Annotated in this window: 20 protein-coding genes; 15 read left to right on the top strand and 5 right to left on the bottom strand. The window is 41.9% G+C overall.

Annotation, left to right across the window (positions count from 1 at the left end; all coding sequences use genetic code 11):
- The first annotated feature begins 5 nt into the window (after positions 1–5).
- The 4 genes from fliW (at position 6) to hag (ending at position 2,649) form a co-directional block, all read left to right on the top strand.
- Positions 6–446, top strand: a complete 441-nt coding sequence (gene fliW / locus A361_RS24750) for a flagellar assembly protein FliW (protein WP_019380814.1) — start codon at positions 6–8, stop codon at positions 444–446.
- Positions 446–676 carry a carbon storage regulator CsrA gene (csrA, locus tag A361_RS24745; protein WP_009331967.1) on the top strand — a complete coding sequence of 77 codons (231 nt, stop codon included), beginning with the start codon at positions 446–448 and terminating at the stop codon, positions 674–676. Before fliW ends, csrA begins: the two co-directional genes overlap by 1 nt.
- Before the next feature lie 146 nt (positions 677–822).
- Positions 823–1,701 carry a flagellin gene (locus A361_RS24740; protein WP_019380815.1) on the top strand — a complete coding sequence of 293 codons (879 nt, stop codon included), beginning with the start codon at positions 823–825 and terminating at the stop codon, positions 1,699–1,701.
- A gap of 78 nt (positions 1,702–1,779) precedes the next feature.
- The gene (gene hag, locus A361_RS24735; RefSeq protein WP_019380816.1) at positions 1,780–2,649 is read left to right on the top strand and encodes a flagellin Hag; all 870 of its coding nucleotides are present in this window, start codon (positions 1,780–1,782) and stop codon (positions 2,647–2,649) included.
- Between the two features lie 444 nt (positions 2,650–3,093).
- On the opposite strand, the gene A361_RS29580 is transcribed toward hag, so the two are convergent.
- Positions 3,094–4,427 (bottom strand): IS3 family transposase gene (locus A361_RS29580; RefSeq protein WP_099049180.1). Its coding sequence is split into 2 segments (ribosomal slippage): positions 3,094–4,055 and positions 4,055–4,427, totalling 1,335 coding nucleotides; the frame shifts between segments, so codons are not numbered across the junction.
- 141 nt (positions 4,428–4,568) lie between these two features.
- On the opposite strand from A361_RS29580, the gene A361_RS24720 reads away from it, so the two are divergent.
- The 8 genes from A361_RS24720 to hpf all read left to right on the top strand — a co-directional run bounded on the left by A361_RS24720 (position 4,569) and on the right by hpf (position 9,828).
- Positions 4,569–4,790, top strand: a complete 222-nt coding sequence (locus tag A361_RS24720; RefSeq protein WP_019380020.1) for a hypothetical protein — start codon at positions 4,569–4,571, stop codon at positions 4,788–4,790.
- 362 nt (positions 4,791–5,152) lie between these two features.
- Positions 5,153–5,509 carry a flagellar protein FlaG gene (gene flaG / locus A361_RS24715; RefSeq protein ID WP_019380019.1) on the top strand — a complete coding sequence of 119 codons (357 nt, stop codon included), beginning with the start codon at positions 5,153–5,155 and terminating at the stop codon, positions 5,507–5,509.
- 14 nt (positions 5,510–5,523) lie between these two features.
- Positions 5,524–7,644, top strand: coding sequence for a flagellar filament capping protein FliD (gene fliD / locus A361_RS24710; protein ID WP_019380018.1), 2,121 nt, complete (start codon positions 5,524–5,526; stop codon positions 7,642–7,644).
- Between the two features lie 18 nt (positions 7,645–7,662).
- Positions 7,663–8,064, top strand: coding sequence for a flagellar export chaperone FliS (gene fliS, locus A361_RS24705; RefSeq protein WP_019380017.1), 402 nt, complete (start codon positions 7,663–7,665; stop codon positions 8,062–8,064).
- On the top strand, positions 8,064–8,408 hold the full coding sequence (locus tag A361_RS24700) for a flagellar protein FliT (protein WP_019380016.1): 345 nt from the start codon (positions 8,064–8,066) through the stop codon (positions 8,406–8,408). The genes fliS and A361_RS24700 overlap by 1 nt, the downstream gene beginning before the upstream one ends.
- A 43-nt stretch (positions 8,409–8,451) precedes the next feature.
- The gene (locus tag A361_RS24695; RefSeq protein ID WP_236887943.1) at positions 8,452–8,805 is read left to right on the top strand and encodes a hypothetical protein; all 354 of its coding nucleotides are present in this window, start codon (positions 8,452–8,454) and stop codon (positions 8,803–8,805) included.
- 35 nt (positions 8,806–8,840) lie between these two features.
- Positions 8,841–9,041 carry a YjfB family protein gene (locus tag A361_RS24690; RefSeq protein ID WP_019380014.1) on the top strand — a complete coding sequence of 67 codons (201 nt, stop codon included), beginning with the start codon at positions 8,841–8,843 and terminating at the stop codon, positions 9,039–9,041.
- 229 nt (positions 9,042–9,270) lie between these two features.
- A complete protein-coding gene (gene hpf / locus A361_RS24685; protein ID WP_009331959.1) occupies positions 9,271–9,828 on the top strand; it encodes a ribosome hibernation-promoting factor, HPF/YfiA family in 558 nt (185 codons plus the stop codon).
- Positions 9,829–10,040: 212 nt separating this feature from the next.
- Here the strand turns inward: hpf and A361_RS24680 are convergent, their stop codons facing one another.
- The 4 genes from A361_RS24680 to A361_RS24665 all read right to left on the bottom strand — a co-directional run bounded on the left by A361_RS24680 (position 10,041) and on the right by A361_RS24665 (position 13,725).
- Positions 10,041–11,702, bottom strand: a complete 1,662-nt coding sequence (locus A361_RS24680; protein ID WP_019380013.1) for a methyl-accepting chemotaxis protein — start codon at positions 11,700–11,702, stop codon at positions 10,041–10,043.
- A 13-nt stretch (positions 11,703–11,715) separates the two neighbouring features.
- Entirely contained in the window at positions 11,716–12,690 is a 975-nt protein-coding gene (locus A361_RS24675) for a BMP family lipoprotein (RefSeq protein WP_019380012.1), read from the bottom strand.
- A 130-nt stretch (positions 12,691–12,820) separates the two neighbouring features.
- Complete coding sequence (locus A361_RS24670) at positions 12,821–13,099, bottom strand: YkvA family protein (protein ID WP_009331956.1); 279 nt, start codon at positions 13,097–13,099, stop codon at positions 12,821–12,823.
- A gap of 236 nt (positions 13,100–13,335) precedes the next feature.
- Complete coding sequence (locus A361_RS24665; RefSeq protein ID WP_009331955.1) at positions 13,336–13,725, bottom strand: sporulation protein; 390 nt, start codon at positions 13,723–13,725, stop codon at positions 13,336–13,338.
- Between the two features lie 478 nt (positions 13,726–14,203).
- Between A361_RS24665 and A361_RS24660 the strand changes: the two genes are divergently transcribed.
- From A361_RS24660 to A361_RS24650, 3 genes are all read left to right on the top strand, one after another.
- Positions 14,204–15,814, top strand: coding sequence for a gamma-glutamyltransferase family protein (locus tag A361_RS24660; protein WP_019380011.1), 1,611 nt, complete (start codon positions 14,204–14,206; stop codon positions 15,812–15,814).
- Between the two features lie 158 nt (positions 15,815–15,972).
- Positions 15,973–16,548, top strand: a complete 576-nt coding sequence (locus A361_RS24655; RefSeq protein ID WP_019380010.1) for a chromate transporter — start codon at positions 15,973–15,975, stop codon at positions 16,546–16,548.
- Positions 16,545–17,075, top strand: a complete 531-nt coding sequence (locus tag A361_RS24650; protein WP_009331952.1) for a chromate transporter — start codon at positions 16,545–16,547, stop codon at positions 17,073–17,075. The genes A361_RS24655 and A361_RS24650 overlap by 4 nt, the downstream gene beginning before the upstream one ends.
- The last annotated feature ends 94 nt before the right edge of the window (positions 17,076–17,169 follow it).

Below are 17,169 nucleotides of genomic sequence, written 5' to 3'. Positions count from 1 at the left end.
AAAAGATGAATATCCAAACAAAGTTTCATGGTGTGCAGGAGATAAATAAGGAGGATATTATTCATTTTCCATCTGGGATTCCGGGTTTTTTAGAGGAAAAGGAGTTTTATATATTACCTCTTGAAGGGACAGACTTATTTGTACTTCAGTCAGTAAAAACACCTGAGGTAGCTTTTATCGTGACAGATCCGTTTGTTCTTTTTCCGCAGTATGAGTTTGATTTGCCAAAAGAGGCATTGGAAAAATTAGAAATTCAATCGGATAAAGATGTGGCTACCTTTGCGATTTTGACAGTAATGGATCCATTTGAGGAAACAACCGCTAACCTGCAGGCCCCTTTGGTCATTAACCAAACAAAAAAAATAGGCAAACAAATTATACTTAATCAAACACCTTATAAGACCAAGCATAAAATCATGACACCTCAAGAACAGGGGGAGAGATAATGCTTGTACTTACAAGGAGACTTAAAGAATCGATCATGATTGGTGACGATATTGAAATCTCAATCCTTTCTATTGAAGGTGACCAGGTAAAGCTGGGCATCAGCGCGCCGAAAAATGTTGATATTCATAGGAAAGAAATATACTTATCTATACAGCAGGAAAACAGCAGCGCAACTCAAACAGATGCTGGTGCAATTGAAAGTTTAAGCAACTTTTTTAAAAAGCAATAAAAATTTTTTCCAAACCATTAAACACCTGTCAAAATAAGTCGATATAACCAGTGTAAAGCTGAACAGCAAAAAGGCGGCCGACTTTTCTGCTGGTTAGTAAAGCAACCACATGGATGTGGGATATATACTCAAGGAGGAAATTAATAATGAGAATTAATCATAATATTGCAGCGCTTAATACTTATCGTCAGTTGAATAGTGCTTCAGGTGCTCAATCTAAATCTATGGAGAAATTATCTTCAGGTCTTCGTATTAACAACGCTGCAGATGATGCAGCAGGTCTAGCAATTTCTGAAAAAATGCGTGGACAAATTCGTGGTTTGGATATGGCTGCAAAAAATGCACAAGATGGCATTTCGCTAATCCAAACATCCGAAGGAGCACTAAACGAAACGCATAGCGTACTTCAACGTATGCGTGAATTAGCTGTTCAATCTGCTAATGATACAAATACCGATACAGACCGTGGAGAACTTCAAAAGGAATTAAATGAACTCATTGATGAAGTTGACCGTATTGCTGGTCAAACCCAATTTAATACAAAAACACTGATGGATGGTACTTTTAAAACTAATGGATTGAAATTCCAAATTGGTGCAAATGCGACTCAAAATATTGAATTAAAAATAAATGACATGCAATCAACTGCAATAGGTACATTAGCTGCGGACGGAACTGTAGCCACAGCTTTATCCACTTTAAAATCTACTGATTTAACAGCAGACGCAGGAATACTTAATCAAGGTAAGGCTGATGCTGCTATCACTGTTATTAATGATGCAATTGAACAGGTTTCCGCAGAACGTTCAAAACTTGGAGCTTATCAAAATCGTTTAGACCATACAATTAATAACTTGAATACGTCTTCAGAAAATTTAACAGCAGCGGAATCTCGTATCCGTGACGTAGACATGGCGAAAGAAATGATGAATCAAACTAAGAATTCTATTCTTTCACAGGCTGCTCAAGCAATGCTGGCTCAAGCAAATCAACAGCCTCAAGGAGTATTACAGCTTCTAAGATAATATATTAATAGAGTCGTGTTGTAAACGATATGTAATCTCACAAGGAAGTGAGACTGATAATTCAGGGAGGAAGAACAAATGAGAATAAACCATAACATCGCAGCACTTAATACCTATCGCCAACTAAATACCGCTAATAATGCCCAAGGTAGTTCCATGGAGAAGTTATCTTCGGGATTACGTATAAACAAAGCTGGAGATGATGCGGCAGGTCTTGCAATATCTGAAAAAATGCGTGGGCAAATCAGAGGATTGGATATGGCTTCTAAAAATGCTCAAGATGGTATATCCTTAATCCAAACAGCTGAAGGGGCACTAAACGAAACACATTCAATTCTTCAACGTATGCGTGAATTGGCAGTTCAGTCAGCGAATGACACAAATACTAACACAGACCGTGATGAGTTACAAAAAGAGGTTAATCAATTAGCTGAAGAAATTACACGTATATCAAACAACACTGAATTTAACACACAAAATCTACTAGGTGGACAATTTGATGGGAAATTCCACATCGGTGCTAATGCTACACAAAACCTTCAATTAACTATTGGTGCAATGGATGCAAGTACTTTAGGTGTTGCTACGGGGGCGGCTCGTAATGTTGACGGTAGTGGTGTTGTTACAAAAGCAACTGTTACTGCAGGAATTGACATTTCGTCGCAGACGGCTGCTGATGATGCCATCACTGCAATTAATACAGCGATTGAAACAGTTTCTGGAGAACGTTCAAAACTTGGGGCGTACCAAAATCGTTTAGACCATACAATTAATAACTTGAACACATCCTCTGAAAACCTGACTGCAGCGGAATCTCGTATCCGTGACGTAGACATGGCGAAAGAAATGATGAGCCAAACAAAGAATTCTATTCTTTCTCAAGCAGCACAAGCAATGTTGGCTCAATCCAATCAAATGCCTCAAGGAGTATTACAACTCTTGAGATAATTGATGAGAAGGGCGTCTTATCTGGTAACGGGTAAGAGGATAACTGGGTGAATTGCTGGAATTTCCTAAAGCTTCATCAACCACAACGTAACTGGAAACGGTCAGCGTGAAGGTTTGAAAATGATGAAGATATAACAATGGATAATCAGCAGCCAAGCTCCTGTGAGGAAACTCTGGAAAAGGTTCAACGACTAGAATGTACTGTCTAAGGCAATAGCTATGACAATGAGATTCGTAGGGTGACAAGAGTCATTCGAAGTGCCCAGCTCCATGGAAAAAACATGGATGAAGATATAGTCTATTCTGTGACCGAAAGGCACAGCGGCAAAGCAAGCCAACCAACAACCACAAGGAGTTCTTCAACTTCTTCGTTAATTTTAGATTATTTGAAAGGGACTCTAGTTTTTGAACTGTGCCCCGATTTACGGACAGTTTAAAAAGCGCCTACGCGGCTAGTAAATGGCCCCGGTATTGCTCCGGGGTCATTTTATTTAAGCCCCATTGATAACGATGCTGGTTATATTCCTCAATCACTCGATCCACTTCTTTTCTAACATCTCCTAAATTATCTAATGATTTATACTCTGCTAAATCCTTAAAGTGCCCAAAGAAACTTTCCATTGGTGCGTTATCCCAACAGTTTCCCTTTCGGGACATCGATTGTATTAAGCCAAGTTCTTTTACTTTGCTTTGGAATTGGGGATGGGTATAGTGGAAACCTTGGTCAGAGTGCAGTATGGCTTCTGGATGAAAATGATCGCCAACAGCTTGTTTTAACTTTTTAAGCGTCTTATATACAATATCCATTTCTAACGAAGTGGATAGATGATAAGCGACAATTTCTTTGGTAGCTCCATCTTTTACGCAGGATAAGTATGCTTTTTGTCCCTTTCCGAAATAGAGATAAGTAATGTCAGTAAGCAGGACTTTTCCTGGTTCTTCTTGATTAAATTCTCGGTTAAGGAGGTTGGGACAAGATCGATGCTCATGGGTTGCCTTAGCCATTTTACGATAAGGATTGGCTTTCCTTACTTTTGTTACAAGATTATATTTTGCCATCAGACGCCTAATCTTTTTGTGGTTCATTACCGATGAATAATCATTCTCCATTATCATTTTGATCTTGAGGACACCTACTTTTTCTTTTTTACTTATGAATATTTCTCGAATTAACTCTATATCCAATTGATCCTTCTCGTCACGTTGTGCCCGTAATTGTGCTGCCTTCAGCCAATCATAGTAGCCACTTCGACTTACGCCTGCCAGTTCACACAGGTAGGAAACAGATTTTTTCAACTGATATGTTCTGATGGTTTTCTCAATTAAAGAAAACTTCTCAGCTGCCGTTAGAATCGTTTCTTCATCAACGCCTGCCTTTCTAGTTCTTCCAGCTTTTTTAAGAAGTCATTCTCTGCCTCAAGGAATTTAATCCTTGCCTCAGCCTTCCTTAGTTTCTCCTCAATGGAAAGTTGTTTAGAAGAAGGACGTCCAGTGCTCCCTTTACCTCGACGTTCCGTAAGGAAACCTTCCTCCCCGAACCTTTCGAATGTTTCTCTCCAACGCTTAAGACAACGTTTTGGCTGTTCCTTGCCAATCATTTCGAGATCAAAGCCTTGTTCAATAAAGATTTGCGATGGTGTTTTCCCACTTTTGTACTCCGCCACTGCTTTTATCTTAAATTCAGAACTATAGGAGATTGACCTCTCAGAAGCCCTCAAAACATTAGGATTCTTTTCAAGCTCTTTCATTTGGAATTCATTATAGATATTCTTACTCATAAAAAATCCTCCGCCTTATTCATTAAAACTATTGAAACACAAAAAACCCCAGAAAGGGGCACTTTTTTATCAGTGTCCACTATCTGGGGTATAGTTCATTTGCTAGGGTCTCTTTTATTATTTTCAGATTGGAGAACTTGATTGGAATTAGAAGTGAAAATTTTTTACGAAGATAAGGGATATCAATTAGAAGTGTATCCTTTCAATGGGAACTCAATTAGTGCGTCCCATTTTGAGTTAAAAGATATTCTTGAAGACATTATTAAAGTTGTTGAAAGGTTATTAAACAAGATTAATATTTCAGAGGCTACGTTCATTTTTATAGTAACTGTAACGGTGAAAAAGAAGAATTTTAAGTATTGAAGACATTATAACTTTGCAGAACAAGATTTTAACGAGTAATTGTAATAACAGTAAAATCAAGCTATATCATAATATTGAATATTCATGTAAATGATATTCATCAAAATATGATTTCTCTCTTCGGAGGAAAGTCCTTTTTCTATTTTGGAGGAGGAATCGTAATCATGAAAAATCAATCTTCATCAATCTGCAAAACGTGTGAACATTGTTAGCCTAAAGCTAGTTAAATAATCGAGCATGTTAATAAAGATCCCACCAGCATATCACAATATTCTCTCGGTCTAATTTCCCTCTCAACATCTTCGCTCCTCTACCGATATAAAAACTAAGAAATATATTTTAATATTAGGTAGGGGATTTTCATGATCGATCGGTTACCATCTCAGCACACGTCTCTTACACCTAGACTTTCTAATAATGAAGTAAATAATGAGTTTACAAAAAAAGAATCTAATATACTCGAACAGCTAACACGCAAACATGTTGAACCACTGAAGGAAGATAAGATAACAGAGGTTGTCGACAGCATGAACGAATTCTTACAAGCTTCTCACACCTCATTAAAGTTTGTTCTCCATGATGAACTAAATGAATATTACGTGACATTAGTCGATGATGTTACCCAGGAAGTAGTAAAGGAAATTCCATCAAAGAAAATGCTGGATATGTATGCAGCAATGACAGATTTTGTTGGACTAATGGTAGATAAGAAGATTTAAAGGAGGAGTTCTTATTGGTTAGAATCGGAGGACTGGCAAGCGGGATGGATATTGATCAGCTTGTATCAGATCTAATGAAGGCAGAACGGATGCCTCTAGATAAATTAAAGCAGAAGAAACAAGTCTTGGAATGGCAGCGGGATGATTACCGTGCAATGAATTCATTGCTATTGGATTTTCGAAGTGAATTGACGCAAATGAAGCTGACTACACGTTATCGCTCTCGTTTGACAACTTCATCAAATGAAGCAATGGTAACTGCTACAGCAAGCGGTGCAGCCAGCCAGTCTTCTTACTCGATTTCAAAAGTAACACAGCTGGCTAGTGCGGAGACCCGTGTAAACGGCGGCAGTATTTCTGCGGATGGAAAGTCCATAGACCCAAGCAAAAGCCTTTATGCACAGGAAAGCAGCTTTATGTATAAAGGCAATCATACAGATTCAAATGGAAACCCTGTCGCTAGTGCTTGGAAAAATGGTGCTGTTTTAAGTAAAAATATTGATGTGACCGATCCAGCTGCCATTAGTTTCGGGGATATGTCCAAGGTGGATCTAAGTGAACTTAGCTCCTGGAGTGTAAAGGTTAATGGGGTAGGATTTAATGCGCTGAGTGAGGCAGAATTGACTGCGGCGAACCGTCCCTTAAAAGAGAATGATGTGCTGGTAAAAGAAGATGGAACCCTGCAATTCGGTAAGGAACCTGCAAAGGGAAGTGTGATTAAGATTGATTATGTGGCTACTGAACGGACGGGTTCACACGCTATTTCAAGCAGCACTTCTTCCATTCAATTGGCACAAGGTGCCTTGAACGAAGTGAAAAGCATTAAGATAAAAGAAACATCGTCCGGAACGACCACTGAGAAAACTTTTTCAATGGGCAATATCGTGAATGGGGAAAGAGAAATACTCGATGATGCCAATAAAGTAGTAGGCACCCTTAACTACGAAACAGGTAAAATCACGTTTAATGCTGATATGCAAAAGCCGGCAGAGGGGTCAGATACAACGATGACTCTGGAGATTGCGTATGATCACAAATACACTGCGTTTTCTGTCGATACGTCAACCTCTAAAGGGGAACGTCATGATTCCTTCCTTATTTCAGGCAGTGAGTCTCTAAATAATGTCATCAGTAAAGTAAATGCTTCAAGCGCTGGTGTGAATATGTTCTTTGACAGTGCTACTGGCCAAATGACGATGACCCGCACAGAGACGGGTGATTTTAATAAAGGCGGGGCTGAAATCACGACAAGCGGCAGCTTTCTGAATGATGTTCTGCGCTTTAAAGGGGCTGCGGTCAAAGAAGAAGGAAGAAATGCTGAATTCGTGATTAATGGATTGGCTACCAATCGGAGCTCAAATACATTTGAAGTGAACGGCGTTACCTTCACTCTTAAGCAGACGTTTGAAGATCAGCCGGTCAGCATCAATGTCAGCAATGATTCCACAAAGGTTTTTGATAATATCAAGGCATTTGTGGATAAATACAATGAAATGATCGATAAAATCCAGAAAAAAACCGGTGAAGAGCGCTATAGAAGCTATACCCCTTTAACCGATGAACAGCGTGAGCAGCTTTCGGACAAGCAGCAGGAGCAATGGGAAGAGCGAGCGAAAAGCGGTCTCCTGCGCAAGGATTCTACGCTTCAGTCTGTTTTATCGGGGATGCGGATGAACTTTTACCAGCCCGTAACGAATGATCTGGTCTCTCCGCTGTATAATCAGCTGGCCAGTATCGGCATTAAAACGACCAGCAATTATTTAGAAGGCGGTAAGCTGGAAATTGATGAAGCCGCCCTGAAAAAGGCAATCGAAGATGACCCTGTGTCTGTTGAGAATCTTTTTAGAGGAGAAGGACAGACAGACGGGCAAAGAGGGATCGCCCACAGGCTTTATGATACCGTGAACGCTGCTATGGATAAATTGAAGACAAAAGCCGGGAACAGCTTTTCAACCAATCAGCAGTTTACCATCGGCAGGGAACTGAATGATGTAGGCAAGCGAATTGATAGCTTTGAAGATAAATTAAAGCAGGTGGAAGACCGCTACTGGCGGCAGTTCACCGCCATGGAAAAAGCGATTCAGCGTTCCAATGAGCAGTCCATGTTCCTCATGAACCAATTTGGCGGCATGTAATAAAAAGGAGGGTTACAAATGGCAGTAAGCAATCCATACCAATCTTATCAGCAAAACTCAGTGAATACAGCATCTCCGGGAGAGCTGACACTCATGCTATATAACGGCTGCCTGAAGTTCATCCATCAGGCGAAAAAAGCCATCATGGACAATAACATCGAGGCGAAAAACACCAATATCCAGAAGGCGCAAAATATTATTCAAGAGCTGATGGTGACGTTGAATATGGATGTAGAGGTATCTCAAAACATGATGTCTTTATATGATTATATGAACCGGAGACTGATAGAAGCGAATATCAAGAATGATACAGGTATTCTTGATGAAGTCGGGGGCCTTGTAACCGAATTCCGCGACACATGGAAGGAAGTCATTCAGGTCAATCGCCAGAAGCAATTCTCCCAAGGCGGCACAGTGTAGTGAGTTCGGTTCAAAAGTTTTATGATTTAACCCTTGAGCTAATTAAAACTCTGGAACATACTAAGCTTGATCGTGATGCGAAAATGAATGCCGTCGAAATGCTGCTTGAAAAACGCCAGCATGCAATGGCTGGCATGGCTCCTCCATATTCAGACGCTGAAAAGGATCTGGGAGCCAGGCTGATCAGCCTCAATGCAAAAGTCACCCAGCTAATGACAAGGGAAAAGCTGTTTATTCAAAAAGACATCAAAGACTTAAGCGTTAAAAAGGAATCAACCGGAAAATATGCTAATCCCTATCAATCCATGGCAACAGACGGTATGTTTTACGATAAAAGAAAATAGGTGACTAATGTTGATGACCCTGACCGAAAAGCAGTACCTTTTTATGAAGGATTACAGCGATCTTTTATATACCATTGATGAAGCGTTTGATTATATAGTAAAAAGCTTTAGTGATTTCAGTAAAACAGAGGGAGATCGCCTTCTTAGTGATGTTTTTCAGGCATTCCCTCAAGTCGCTTCAGCTCATGAACAGCTTAGCCATCTTGTTCAAGGCAATCACACGATGCTAAAGGCTATTGCTGATATTAGTGCAGTAGCCGATCAGGCTGAACTGCTTATTCAGAACTTTGACGATCTTCCTGTTAGACAGGAGATCATTTCGAAAAAGCGCTATCCTGCATTTGCAGAGTGGCATAAAAATATTCAGCAGGAATTAAATCCATATATACAGTCCTAAATAGGATCAGGCTTAAATAGCCAGGAGGTGTTCCCTTGGATATCCCATTAATGTCCATGGTCTTATCCCAAGGGCAGGTCCAGCAGCAGGCATCCATCTCAGTCATGAAGAAAGCCATGGATCAAGCGGAGGGAAATGCAGAATTTATTAATAAGATGATGAGCGGGTCTCACATACAGGCCCTCCAGCACGCAGCCCAGCCCCACTTGGGCGGCAATATTGATATAAAAGGATGAGCAGCCAAATGAGCTGCTCGTTTTTTTATTTACGTCACCAATTCGACAAATATTCTCAATCTTTTTACCAGTTTCAGCAGGAGTTTTTAGGGGTAAAATAGAAATATAAATACATAGTCTTAATATACTTTTAAGACTAGGCATTTCCTTTTCAGACATTACTGGTGATTTTCACAGTAAACGCTAATGAAAAGGCTGTCATTGTATAATGAGAAGGAGGAGTTCACGTATGAATTACAACATTCGTGGTGAAAACATTGAGGTAACTCCAGCAATTAGAGAGTACGTAGAGAAGAAAATTGCTAAGTTAGAAAGGTATTTTACTGAAACTCCTGATGCAAATGTACATGTAAATTTAAAAACGTATAATAATAACCGTTCTAAAGTGGAAGTAACGATTCCGATGCCGAATCTGGTCCTTCGTGCAGAGGAAGATCATGATGATATGTATGCAGCGATTGATCTGATTACAGATAAATTGGAGCGCCAAATCCGCAAACATAAAACTAAAGTGAACCGCAAATTCCGCGAAAAAGGCAATCTGACTGCTGTTTTTGCAGCGTTGGAAAATGAGATAGAGGCGCCAGAAGCGGAAGAGGAGGATAACGACCTTGAAGTTGTCCGCCAAAAGAGCTTCGATCTGAAGCCGATGGACAGTGAAGAGGCGATCCTGCAGATGAACATGCTGGGCCACAGCTTCTACGTGTTCACGAATGCAGAGTCTAACTTAACAAATGTAGTGTACAAGCGTAAAGATGGCCGCTATGGTCTGATTGAAGCGCAATAATAAAACAGGAAACCCCGCTGCTGAGGCGGGGTTTTCGTTTGTTTGGGTTCGCTATTGGGCTATTTGCAGGAATTGGTCTGCTATTTGCAAATTCGCGTTCTATTTGCAGAAATGCCGAAGTTATTTGCAAGAATTATACTTCTATTTGCAGGTTTTCCCGACCTAATTGCATCGTTCATAATTTCAGTAAAACGACACTTCCAAAAATCCGCCTAAACCGTAAACTTCTCCAATTCCCTTTCCATCACACCAGTCATTTCCTTCAGCTGCTCCGCTTTCACCATAACCTGCTCAAACGCGCGAAGCTGTTCCTCCGTAGAAGCTGAGATTTCCTCAGTCCCAGCAGCCGTTTCCTCGGTTACCGCTGAAATGTTTTCCACAGCGCTAATGACCTGCTGACTCATATCACTGGAGGTTTTCATATCTTCAACCAATCTTTCCAGATGACTGTGAATGCCGGACACATGCCCGGAAATGGTTTCAAAAACCTGTTCTGTCTCGCTCATCGATTGGGATTGTTCTTTTGAAAGTGCATGTCCCTGTTCAGTAGCTGTGTATATATTGCTGATCCCATTTTGGATATTGCTGACCATTGACGCAATCAATTCTGTTGCTTTGGATGAAGAATCAGCAAGCTTCCGTACTTCTTCTGCCACAACCGCAAATCCTTTACCGGCTTCACCGGCACGGGCAGCTTCGATGGCCGCGTTTAATGCCAGCAGATTGGTTTGATCCGCAATATCTTTAACCGTGTTGGCTGCCCCTTCAATTTCTTTGGTGAACTGGGCAAATTCACTGACTGAACTTCTAATATGGTTCGAAGAACTGGAGATCTCTTCAGCAAGTTTCATTTGTTTTTCTAAAGACACTCTGCCTTGATCAACAGATTCCAATGCTTGTGTGCTTTGTGTGGCACTTTGCTCGCTGGAATGATGGACCGCTGAAAATTGCTCCCCCATTACGCTCATTAACTCAGCAGTCGCCTGGACGTCTTCAGAGATGGCCTGACTTCCTCTCGCCAGCTCATCTGTTGAAACGGCCACCTGGCTGCTGCTTTCGTTTAAGCTGGTCATATAAGAAGCCACATCTTCGGCAAATCCTTTTACATTTTGGCTGACTTCTTCAATGGATTGCACGGTTCCTTTTAGATTCACAACCATTTTTGAGAAAGCTTCCGTTAGTTTATCCACTTCATATCGGCTGTTCTCTTTAAAAGTAAGCTGCGATAGGTCTGCTGTTAAGTCTCCCTCAGAAATTTTCTCTGCTTTTTCCACGATCGCATTAATTGGTTTTGTAATCTTTCTCGCAGCCATCCATGAGAAAATAGCTGATAACAAGATCAGCAGCACGCTTCCTATTAGGGAGGAATTCGTGATAAAGGCGATTTTCTGGCTGGTTTCCTGAAGAATGCCTTCATACCATTCATTTGTGCGCTTCTTTAAAAGGTGCATATCATTTAAAATACCGGATATTCTTATACTCTGGCGCTTGATTTCCGCTTTGTTTCCTTTTTCAAAGGCTTCGGTGGATACATCCGACAGCTCTGCATATTTTCCTTCAATGCTGCCGATAATTTTTTTATGCCCGGGAACTGAGGCAACCGAAGAGAGGGCAGCCAGGCTTTCCTGGACTTCTGTCATCATGGTTAGTGCCTCGTCTTTGTTGGCATCACTGGAATTATAGGTATAATTGGCAAGCGACTGGCTTGTCACAACAAGGCTTTGCTCCAGGTCCTTCACTTTCAGTAAAAGGTCCACATCATCTTTAGCGGAGCTTTGAATGTGTAACGTTTGGTATATGATAAAGCCTATCATGCTGACTGATAGCACAAGTGGGATCAGCGTGACAAAAATAAGGCGGTTTCGTAATGTCATCTTGGATGCTCCTTTATTCAGCTGTTACTGTGATTTTTCCATTGATTATGTCTTCAGTTGCTTTTTTCAATGCCGCTTTCTGCTCCTCTGTTAAGGAAATGACACGGATTTCAGATAGACCGACACCGTTTTCTGCCAGTCCCCATACATAGGATGAAGCTTCGATTTTTCCGTTTTCCGTCAATTCTTTCGTCAAGTTAAAAACAGCAATATCGATGTTTTTGACCATTGATGCGGCAACGGCTTTTTCCGCAACAAAATACTGGTCGGAATCGACCCCGCCGGCAAGCACGCCTTTTTCTTCGGCTTTTTTCAGTGCGCCAAAACCGGTGAATCCGGCAGCAGGGTAGATAAAATCAGCACCTGCTTCAATTTGCTTCTCGGCGACTTTTTCACCGAGAGCCGCATCCCCAAAGGTTCCGGTATATTCTGTTAAAATTTCTATTTTCGGATTGAAGTGCTTGGCGCCTTGAATGAATCCATTTTCAAAATGATGGATGACAGGTACATCAACACCGCCGATAAATCCCAGCTTGTCTGTTTTGCTTGTCATGGCAGCGAGCATCCCGACAAGGAAGCTGCCTTCATGCTCCTTAAACGTAAGTGAGACCACATTATCAAGCTCGGAAACGGCATCAATCAGCAAAAACTGCTGCTGGGGATATTTCTTTGCCGTCTTTTCGAGTGCTTCCTGTGCGGAAAAGCCCAGCCCGATGACAAGGTCATTATTTTCTTTGACAAGCTCTTCAAGAGGCTTTTCAAAATTTCCGTCGGGGGCTTCTTTATAATCAAAAAGAATGCCCAGCTCATCACGCGCTTTCTCAAGTCCCCGGAAGGCAGAGTCGTTGAAAGACTCATCCCCCAGGCCTGTATCAGATAGGAGAATGCCAATTTTATATTCTTTATTTTGGTTTGTGCTTTGTTCAGAGGCAGAGCAGGCTGCCAGAAGTAGACTGAATAGAAGCAGAATAGGTAGTAGTTTTTTCAAGGTAGACCTCCATGTTGTTGTATTTCGCCTTACCTATTATCGGCAGAAAGGCGGAGGTCTTAAGTCTGAAGTCAGACCCTGACTCGAAAAAATGGCAAAATAAAAAAGCCTGCATTCACAGGCTTCAACATCATTCCTCCAGGACCTTATATTTTCGCTTCAATGATTCCGGTGCCATTTTCACCATTTGCTGAAGAACAAACGATGTAATCACAATATCGTCCGTAAAGCCGAAGATCGACAGGAAGTCGGGTACAAGATCGAGCGGCAGAAGGATATAAAGAAGTCCGGCCGCAACAGGGAAAAGCTTTTTACCGGCCGTTACTTCCGGTGATAGAAAGTAATCCTTTAAGAAGGGCAGGAACTTCCAAAATTTTAATACAAATTTGATGCGTTTGAGAAACTTCATTTAGTTCACCTTTTTCTAGTTCATTCGCTGAATGGGAACTGACACCTGAATGCGCGGCGGGTTTTTCACCTCAAGTGTGGCAGCTGATAGATAGCTTGTTTCAAGTATGCTTCAAAACGTAAATAAAATTAGCCACTTTTGCAAAGTGTTCAATTAGGTATGAATCTCCTCTTTTTATAAATTTCTATTGGTTAAGAGGGGATATGTTACACTCGTTTCTTCCTCCTTAGGATTGGTTATCGAATAATTGTGATTTTATCCAAGTCGGCGCTTTTGACGCCTTCGTTAAAAATCAGTCTTGTTTTAAATTGAAAAATCCGGTCTGGTGCAGAACAGGGAATGTCTTCAGGAAGCTGGAAGTTAAAGTCCATTTTGTTGGTTTCTTCTGATTCAATGACCTTGGTGGATAGAATGGTCGATGTCCCGATCACTTCCTCCTTCTCTTCTTCAGGCGACGCCATGACCAGGTCACACTCAATCCGCTTAATCTGCTGATCAATGGTTCCTCCTTCAATCAGGAAGATTCCGCTCACATTTTCCCCTGGCGTATATTGAAGCTTTGGCAGCTGCAGATCAATTTTTGCAGAGCCTATTCCAAGCATTGACATGTATTTTCGTAAAATCAACAAAGATCTCTCCTCTAATTTTTTAGGGGGAGCTGCTCGCTCACACCACAGTTTTGCTGTTTCCTTCTTTACGTGCTACTCATGATAAAGTTTCAAGAAATTTTCCTTCTACCTATTCCTCCATTTTATAAAGTAAAACGTGTGGCGGTGCGGGCCTGTATATAAAAAGGGCCTTTACCGCGGTGGTAAAGGCCCATAAATAAAGACCTCTACCGAATTTGGTAAAGGTCTTGCTAACAATTGTTTAGATTGCCAACAAAGCCGAGAGCATTTGCTCCGTAATGACGACTCTGCTGTAAAAGCTACTCCCCTTTAGGAGAAACTATTCAATTTATAGCTAAATCATATTGTATACCCCGGACTTTGTCAATATTTCATCATTAATTTAGTTTTCCGAAATAAATACTAACATAATATTTATATAATTTGATATAATCAGAATTAATTATTTTAACACTTTAATACAGAGGTGAACTCCATGAACTTTGATTTCCACAGCCACCCATACACATCACAGCGAACGACCGTCATGGCGAATAACGGCATGGTGGCTACTTCCCAGCCGCTTGCTGCACAGGCTGGATTAGATATGATGAAAAAAGGCGGAAATGCCATAGATGCAGCAATTGCAACAGCGGCTGCTCTTACCGTGGTTGAACCGACATCAAACGGAATCGGCGGCGATGCATTTGCACTAGTCTGGATAAAAGGGAAACTGCATGGATTAAATGCAAGCGGCCCTGCTCCAAAGTCCATTTCCATAGAAGCATTAAAGGAAAGAGGCATCGAAAAAATGCCGACGCACGGCTGGATGCCGGTTACGGTGCCTGGTGCTCCATCCGCGTGGGCTGAGCTTTCCAGGCGTTTCGGCAGGCTTCCGTTAAAAGATGTCCTCCAGCCCGCAATTGATTATGCTGAAAAAGGCTATCCGTTAACACCGATACTCGGCAAGTACTGGCAGTATGCTTATAATAGGTTTAAACAGATTCTGACGGATGACCAATTCCAGCATTGGTTTGAAACCTTTGCTCCAGATGGAAGGGCTCCTGAAATTGGAGAGATCTGGCGCTCTGAAGGGCATGCAGCCACTTTAAGAGCCATTGGTGAAACAGATGGCGAAAGCTTTTACCGCGGGGGAATTGCTGAAAAAATCGATGCTTTTTCAAAAAAATACAATGCATTCCTATCCAAGGAAGACCTCGAAGATTACAAGGCGGAATGGGTTGATCCCATCAAAGTTCATTACCGCGGATATGATGTCTGGGAAATCCCTCCGAACGGCCAGGGTCTCGTCGCTCTCTTGGGTTTAAATATAGCAAAAGGGTTTGAATTCCGCGATAAAGACACGGTGGATACATATCACAAACAAATTGAAGCGATGAAGTTAGCTTTTACAGACGGCAAGGCATTTATTACAGATCCTGCGGAAATGAAAGTGACAGTTGAAGAACTGCTCTCAGAAGAATACGGTGAATCGCGCCGCAGTGAGATTGCCGGCGAAGCTCTGACACCTGAGCCTTACCAGCCGCAAAGTGGAGGTACTGTTTATCTGGCGACAGCAGACAGCGAAGGCAATATGGTTTCCTTCATCCAAAGCAATTATATGGGCTTTGGATCCGGTCTTGTCGTTCCTGGAACGGGAATTGCCCTTCAGAATCGCGGACACGATTTCTCTCTTGATCCGGAGCACCATAATGCACTGAAGCCCGGCAAGAAAACGTACCACACGATAATCCCTGGATTCCTGACAAAAGACTGCGAAGCGGTTGGGCCGTTCGGTGTGATGGGAGGCTATATGCAGCCGCAGGGGCATATGCAGGTGGTCATGAATACAGTGGATTTCCACTTGAATCCGCAGGCAGCCCTTGATGCGCCAAGATGGCAGTGGATTGAAGGGAAAAAGGTTCAGGTTGAACCGCACTTCCCTAATCATATTGCCCAGGCTTTGGTGCGCAAAGGCCATCAAATCGAGGTAACCGTTGATACAGGCGGATTCGGACGCGGCCAGATTATCTGGCGTGATCCAAAAACAGGCGTGCTCATGGGCGGAACGGAAGCCCGAACAGACGGATCGATTGCCGCCTGGTAATAAAAATTGAGGAAAGCAGCACGCATATTAGAGTAAAATAACCATATAAAAGATACTGGGGAGCGGAAAAAAATGGCCGCTCCTTCATCTGCTTTTTCGGATGCAAGATGAAAAGGGGCATGGCTTGTCTCTGCAATTGGTGAAGAGGATGTGAACACATGAAACAAAAGGAGATTTTCATTGCGTTTTTTCGGTCCGGCATTTTGGGTTTTGGCGGCGGGCCTTCTGCCATTCCGCTGGTCCATAAAGAGGTTGTGGATACCTTTAAATTTATGGATTCAGACGAGTTTGGAGATATATTAGCCCTCGCCAATGCGCTGCCTGGACCTATTAATACAAAAATGGCGGGATATATCGGCTATCGGGTAGGCGGGTTTCTGGGAATGCTGAACGCACTGATAGCTACAATGGTTCCAACCATCATCCTTATGATTGTTCTTTTAACGGCATTAAATAACTTAAAGGATCAGCCATGGGTTGCCGGCATGACGAAGGCGGTCGTTCCCGTTGTTGCTGTTATGCTTGCTACTTTAACTTGGGATTTTATTAAAAAGTCTACAAAGTCATCACTCGGCTGGGCTTGGACATTTCTTTTTGTAGCGGCCAGCCTGGTTCTTATCGAATTTGTGAATATTCATCCTGGAATTATTATATTTATTGCACTCGTGACTGCCCTTCTGAAAAAGGATGCTGCAGAAAAAAATGAAGCTAAAAAGGAGAGGAATCCCGCATGATATATGTGCAGATTTTCCTGGCATTTTTCATCCCCGGGATCCTTGGATACGGCGGAGGACCTTCATCCATTCCCTTGATTGAACATGAAGTGGTAGATAATTATGAATGGATGACAACGAATGAATTCAGTGAAATGCTGGCAATGGGCAATGCCCTGCCAGGTCCGATTGCAACAAAAATGGCAGGCTATATTGGCTATGAGCAGGGAGGGGTTCTTGGATCTATAATTGGTGTATTTGCAACAGTAGCACCTTCCATGATCTTAATGCTCGCTCTGCTTGGGCTGCTGATGAGGTATAAAGAATCCCCCCGTGTTAAACGGATGACCAATTATATTCGGCCGATTATCGCTGTTCTGCTGGGCGTTATGACATATGATTTCCTATTTTCATCCTATGATGGAATTGGGATATGGCAGACGCTTTTCATTGGGCTGCTTAGTTTTTTCCTTTTGGAAAAACTAAAAGTGCATCCCGCTTTTGTCATTGCAGGAGCGCTTGTTTATGGGGGGATTTTCTTAGCATAATCGGCAAAAAAATAAAATGAACGAAAACGGTGAGTTTGGTGGACTCACCGTTTTTTGTTTTTATTTTGGCATGATGGAAAGCTGTTAGGACGTG

The sequence above is a fragment of the Cytobacillus oceanisediminis 2691 genome (genome assembly GCF_000294775.2).
GTDB lineage: Bacteria > Bacillota > Bacilli > Bacillales > Cytobacillaceae > Cytobacillus > Cytobacillus pseudoceanisediminis.
This window is presented reverse-complemented; position numbering and strand designations above follow the sequence as displayed.

Excerpts from the sequence above, each read along its gene's own strand:
- fliW (WP_019380814.1), top strand. The coding sequence starts at position 6 with ATGAATATCCAAACAAAGTTTCATGGTGTGCAGGAGATAAATAAGGAG.
- csrA (WP_009331967.1), top strand. The coding sequence starts at position 446 with ATGCTTGTACTTACAAGGAGACTTAAAGAATCGATCATGATTGGTGAC.
- A361_RS24740 (WP_019380815.1), top strand. The coding sequence starts at position 823 with ATGAGAATTAATCATAATATTGCAGCGCTTAATACTTATCGTCAGTTG.
- hag (WP_019380816.1), top strand. The coding sequence starts at position 1,780 with ATGAGAATAAACCATAACATCGCAGCACTTAATACCTATCGCCAACTA.
- flaG (WP_019380019.1), top strand. The coding sequence starts at position 5,153 with ATGATCGATCGGTTACCATCTCAGCACACGTCTCTTACACCTAGACTT.
- fliS (WP_019380017.1), top strand. The coding sequence starts at position 7,663 with ATGGCAGTAAGCAATCCATACCAATCTTATCAGCAAAACTCAGTGAAT.
- A361_RS24695 (WP_236887943.1), top strand. The coding sequence starts at position 8,452 with ATGAAGGATTACAGCGATCTTTTATATACCATTGATGAAGCGTTTGAT.
- hpf (WP_009331959.1), top strand. The coding sequence starts at position 9,271 with ATGAATTACAACATTCGTGGTGAAAACATTGAGGTAACTCCAGCAATT.
- A361_RS24680 (WP_019380013.1), bottom strand. The coding sequence starts at position 11,702 with ATGACATTACGAAACCGCCTTATTTTTGTCACGCTGATCCCACTTGTG.
- A361_RS24670 (WP_009331956.1), bottom strand. The coding sequence starts at position 13,099 with ATGAAGTTTCTCAAACGCATCAAATTTGTATTAAAATTTTGGAAGTTC.
- A361_RS24660 (WP_019380011.1), top strand. The coding sequence starts at position 14,204 with ATGAACTTTGATTTCCACAGCCACCCATACACATCACAGCGAACGACC.
- A361_RS24655 (WP_019380010.1), top strand. The coding sequence starts at position 15,973 with ATGAAACAAAAGGAGATTTTCATTGCGTTTTTTCGGTCCGGCATTTTG.
- A361_RS24650 (WP_009331952.1), top strand. The coding sequence starts at position 16,545 with ATGATATATGTGCAGATTTTCCTGGCATTTTTCATCCCCGGGATCCTT.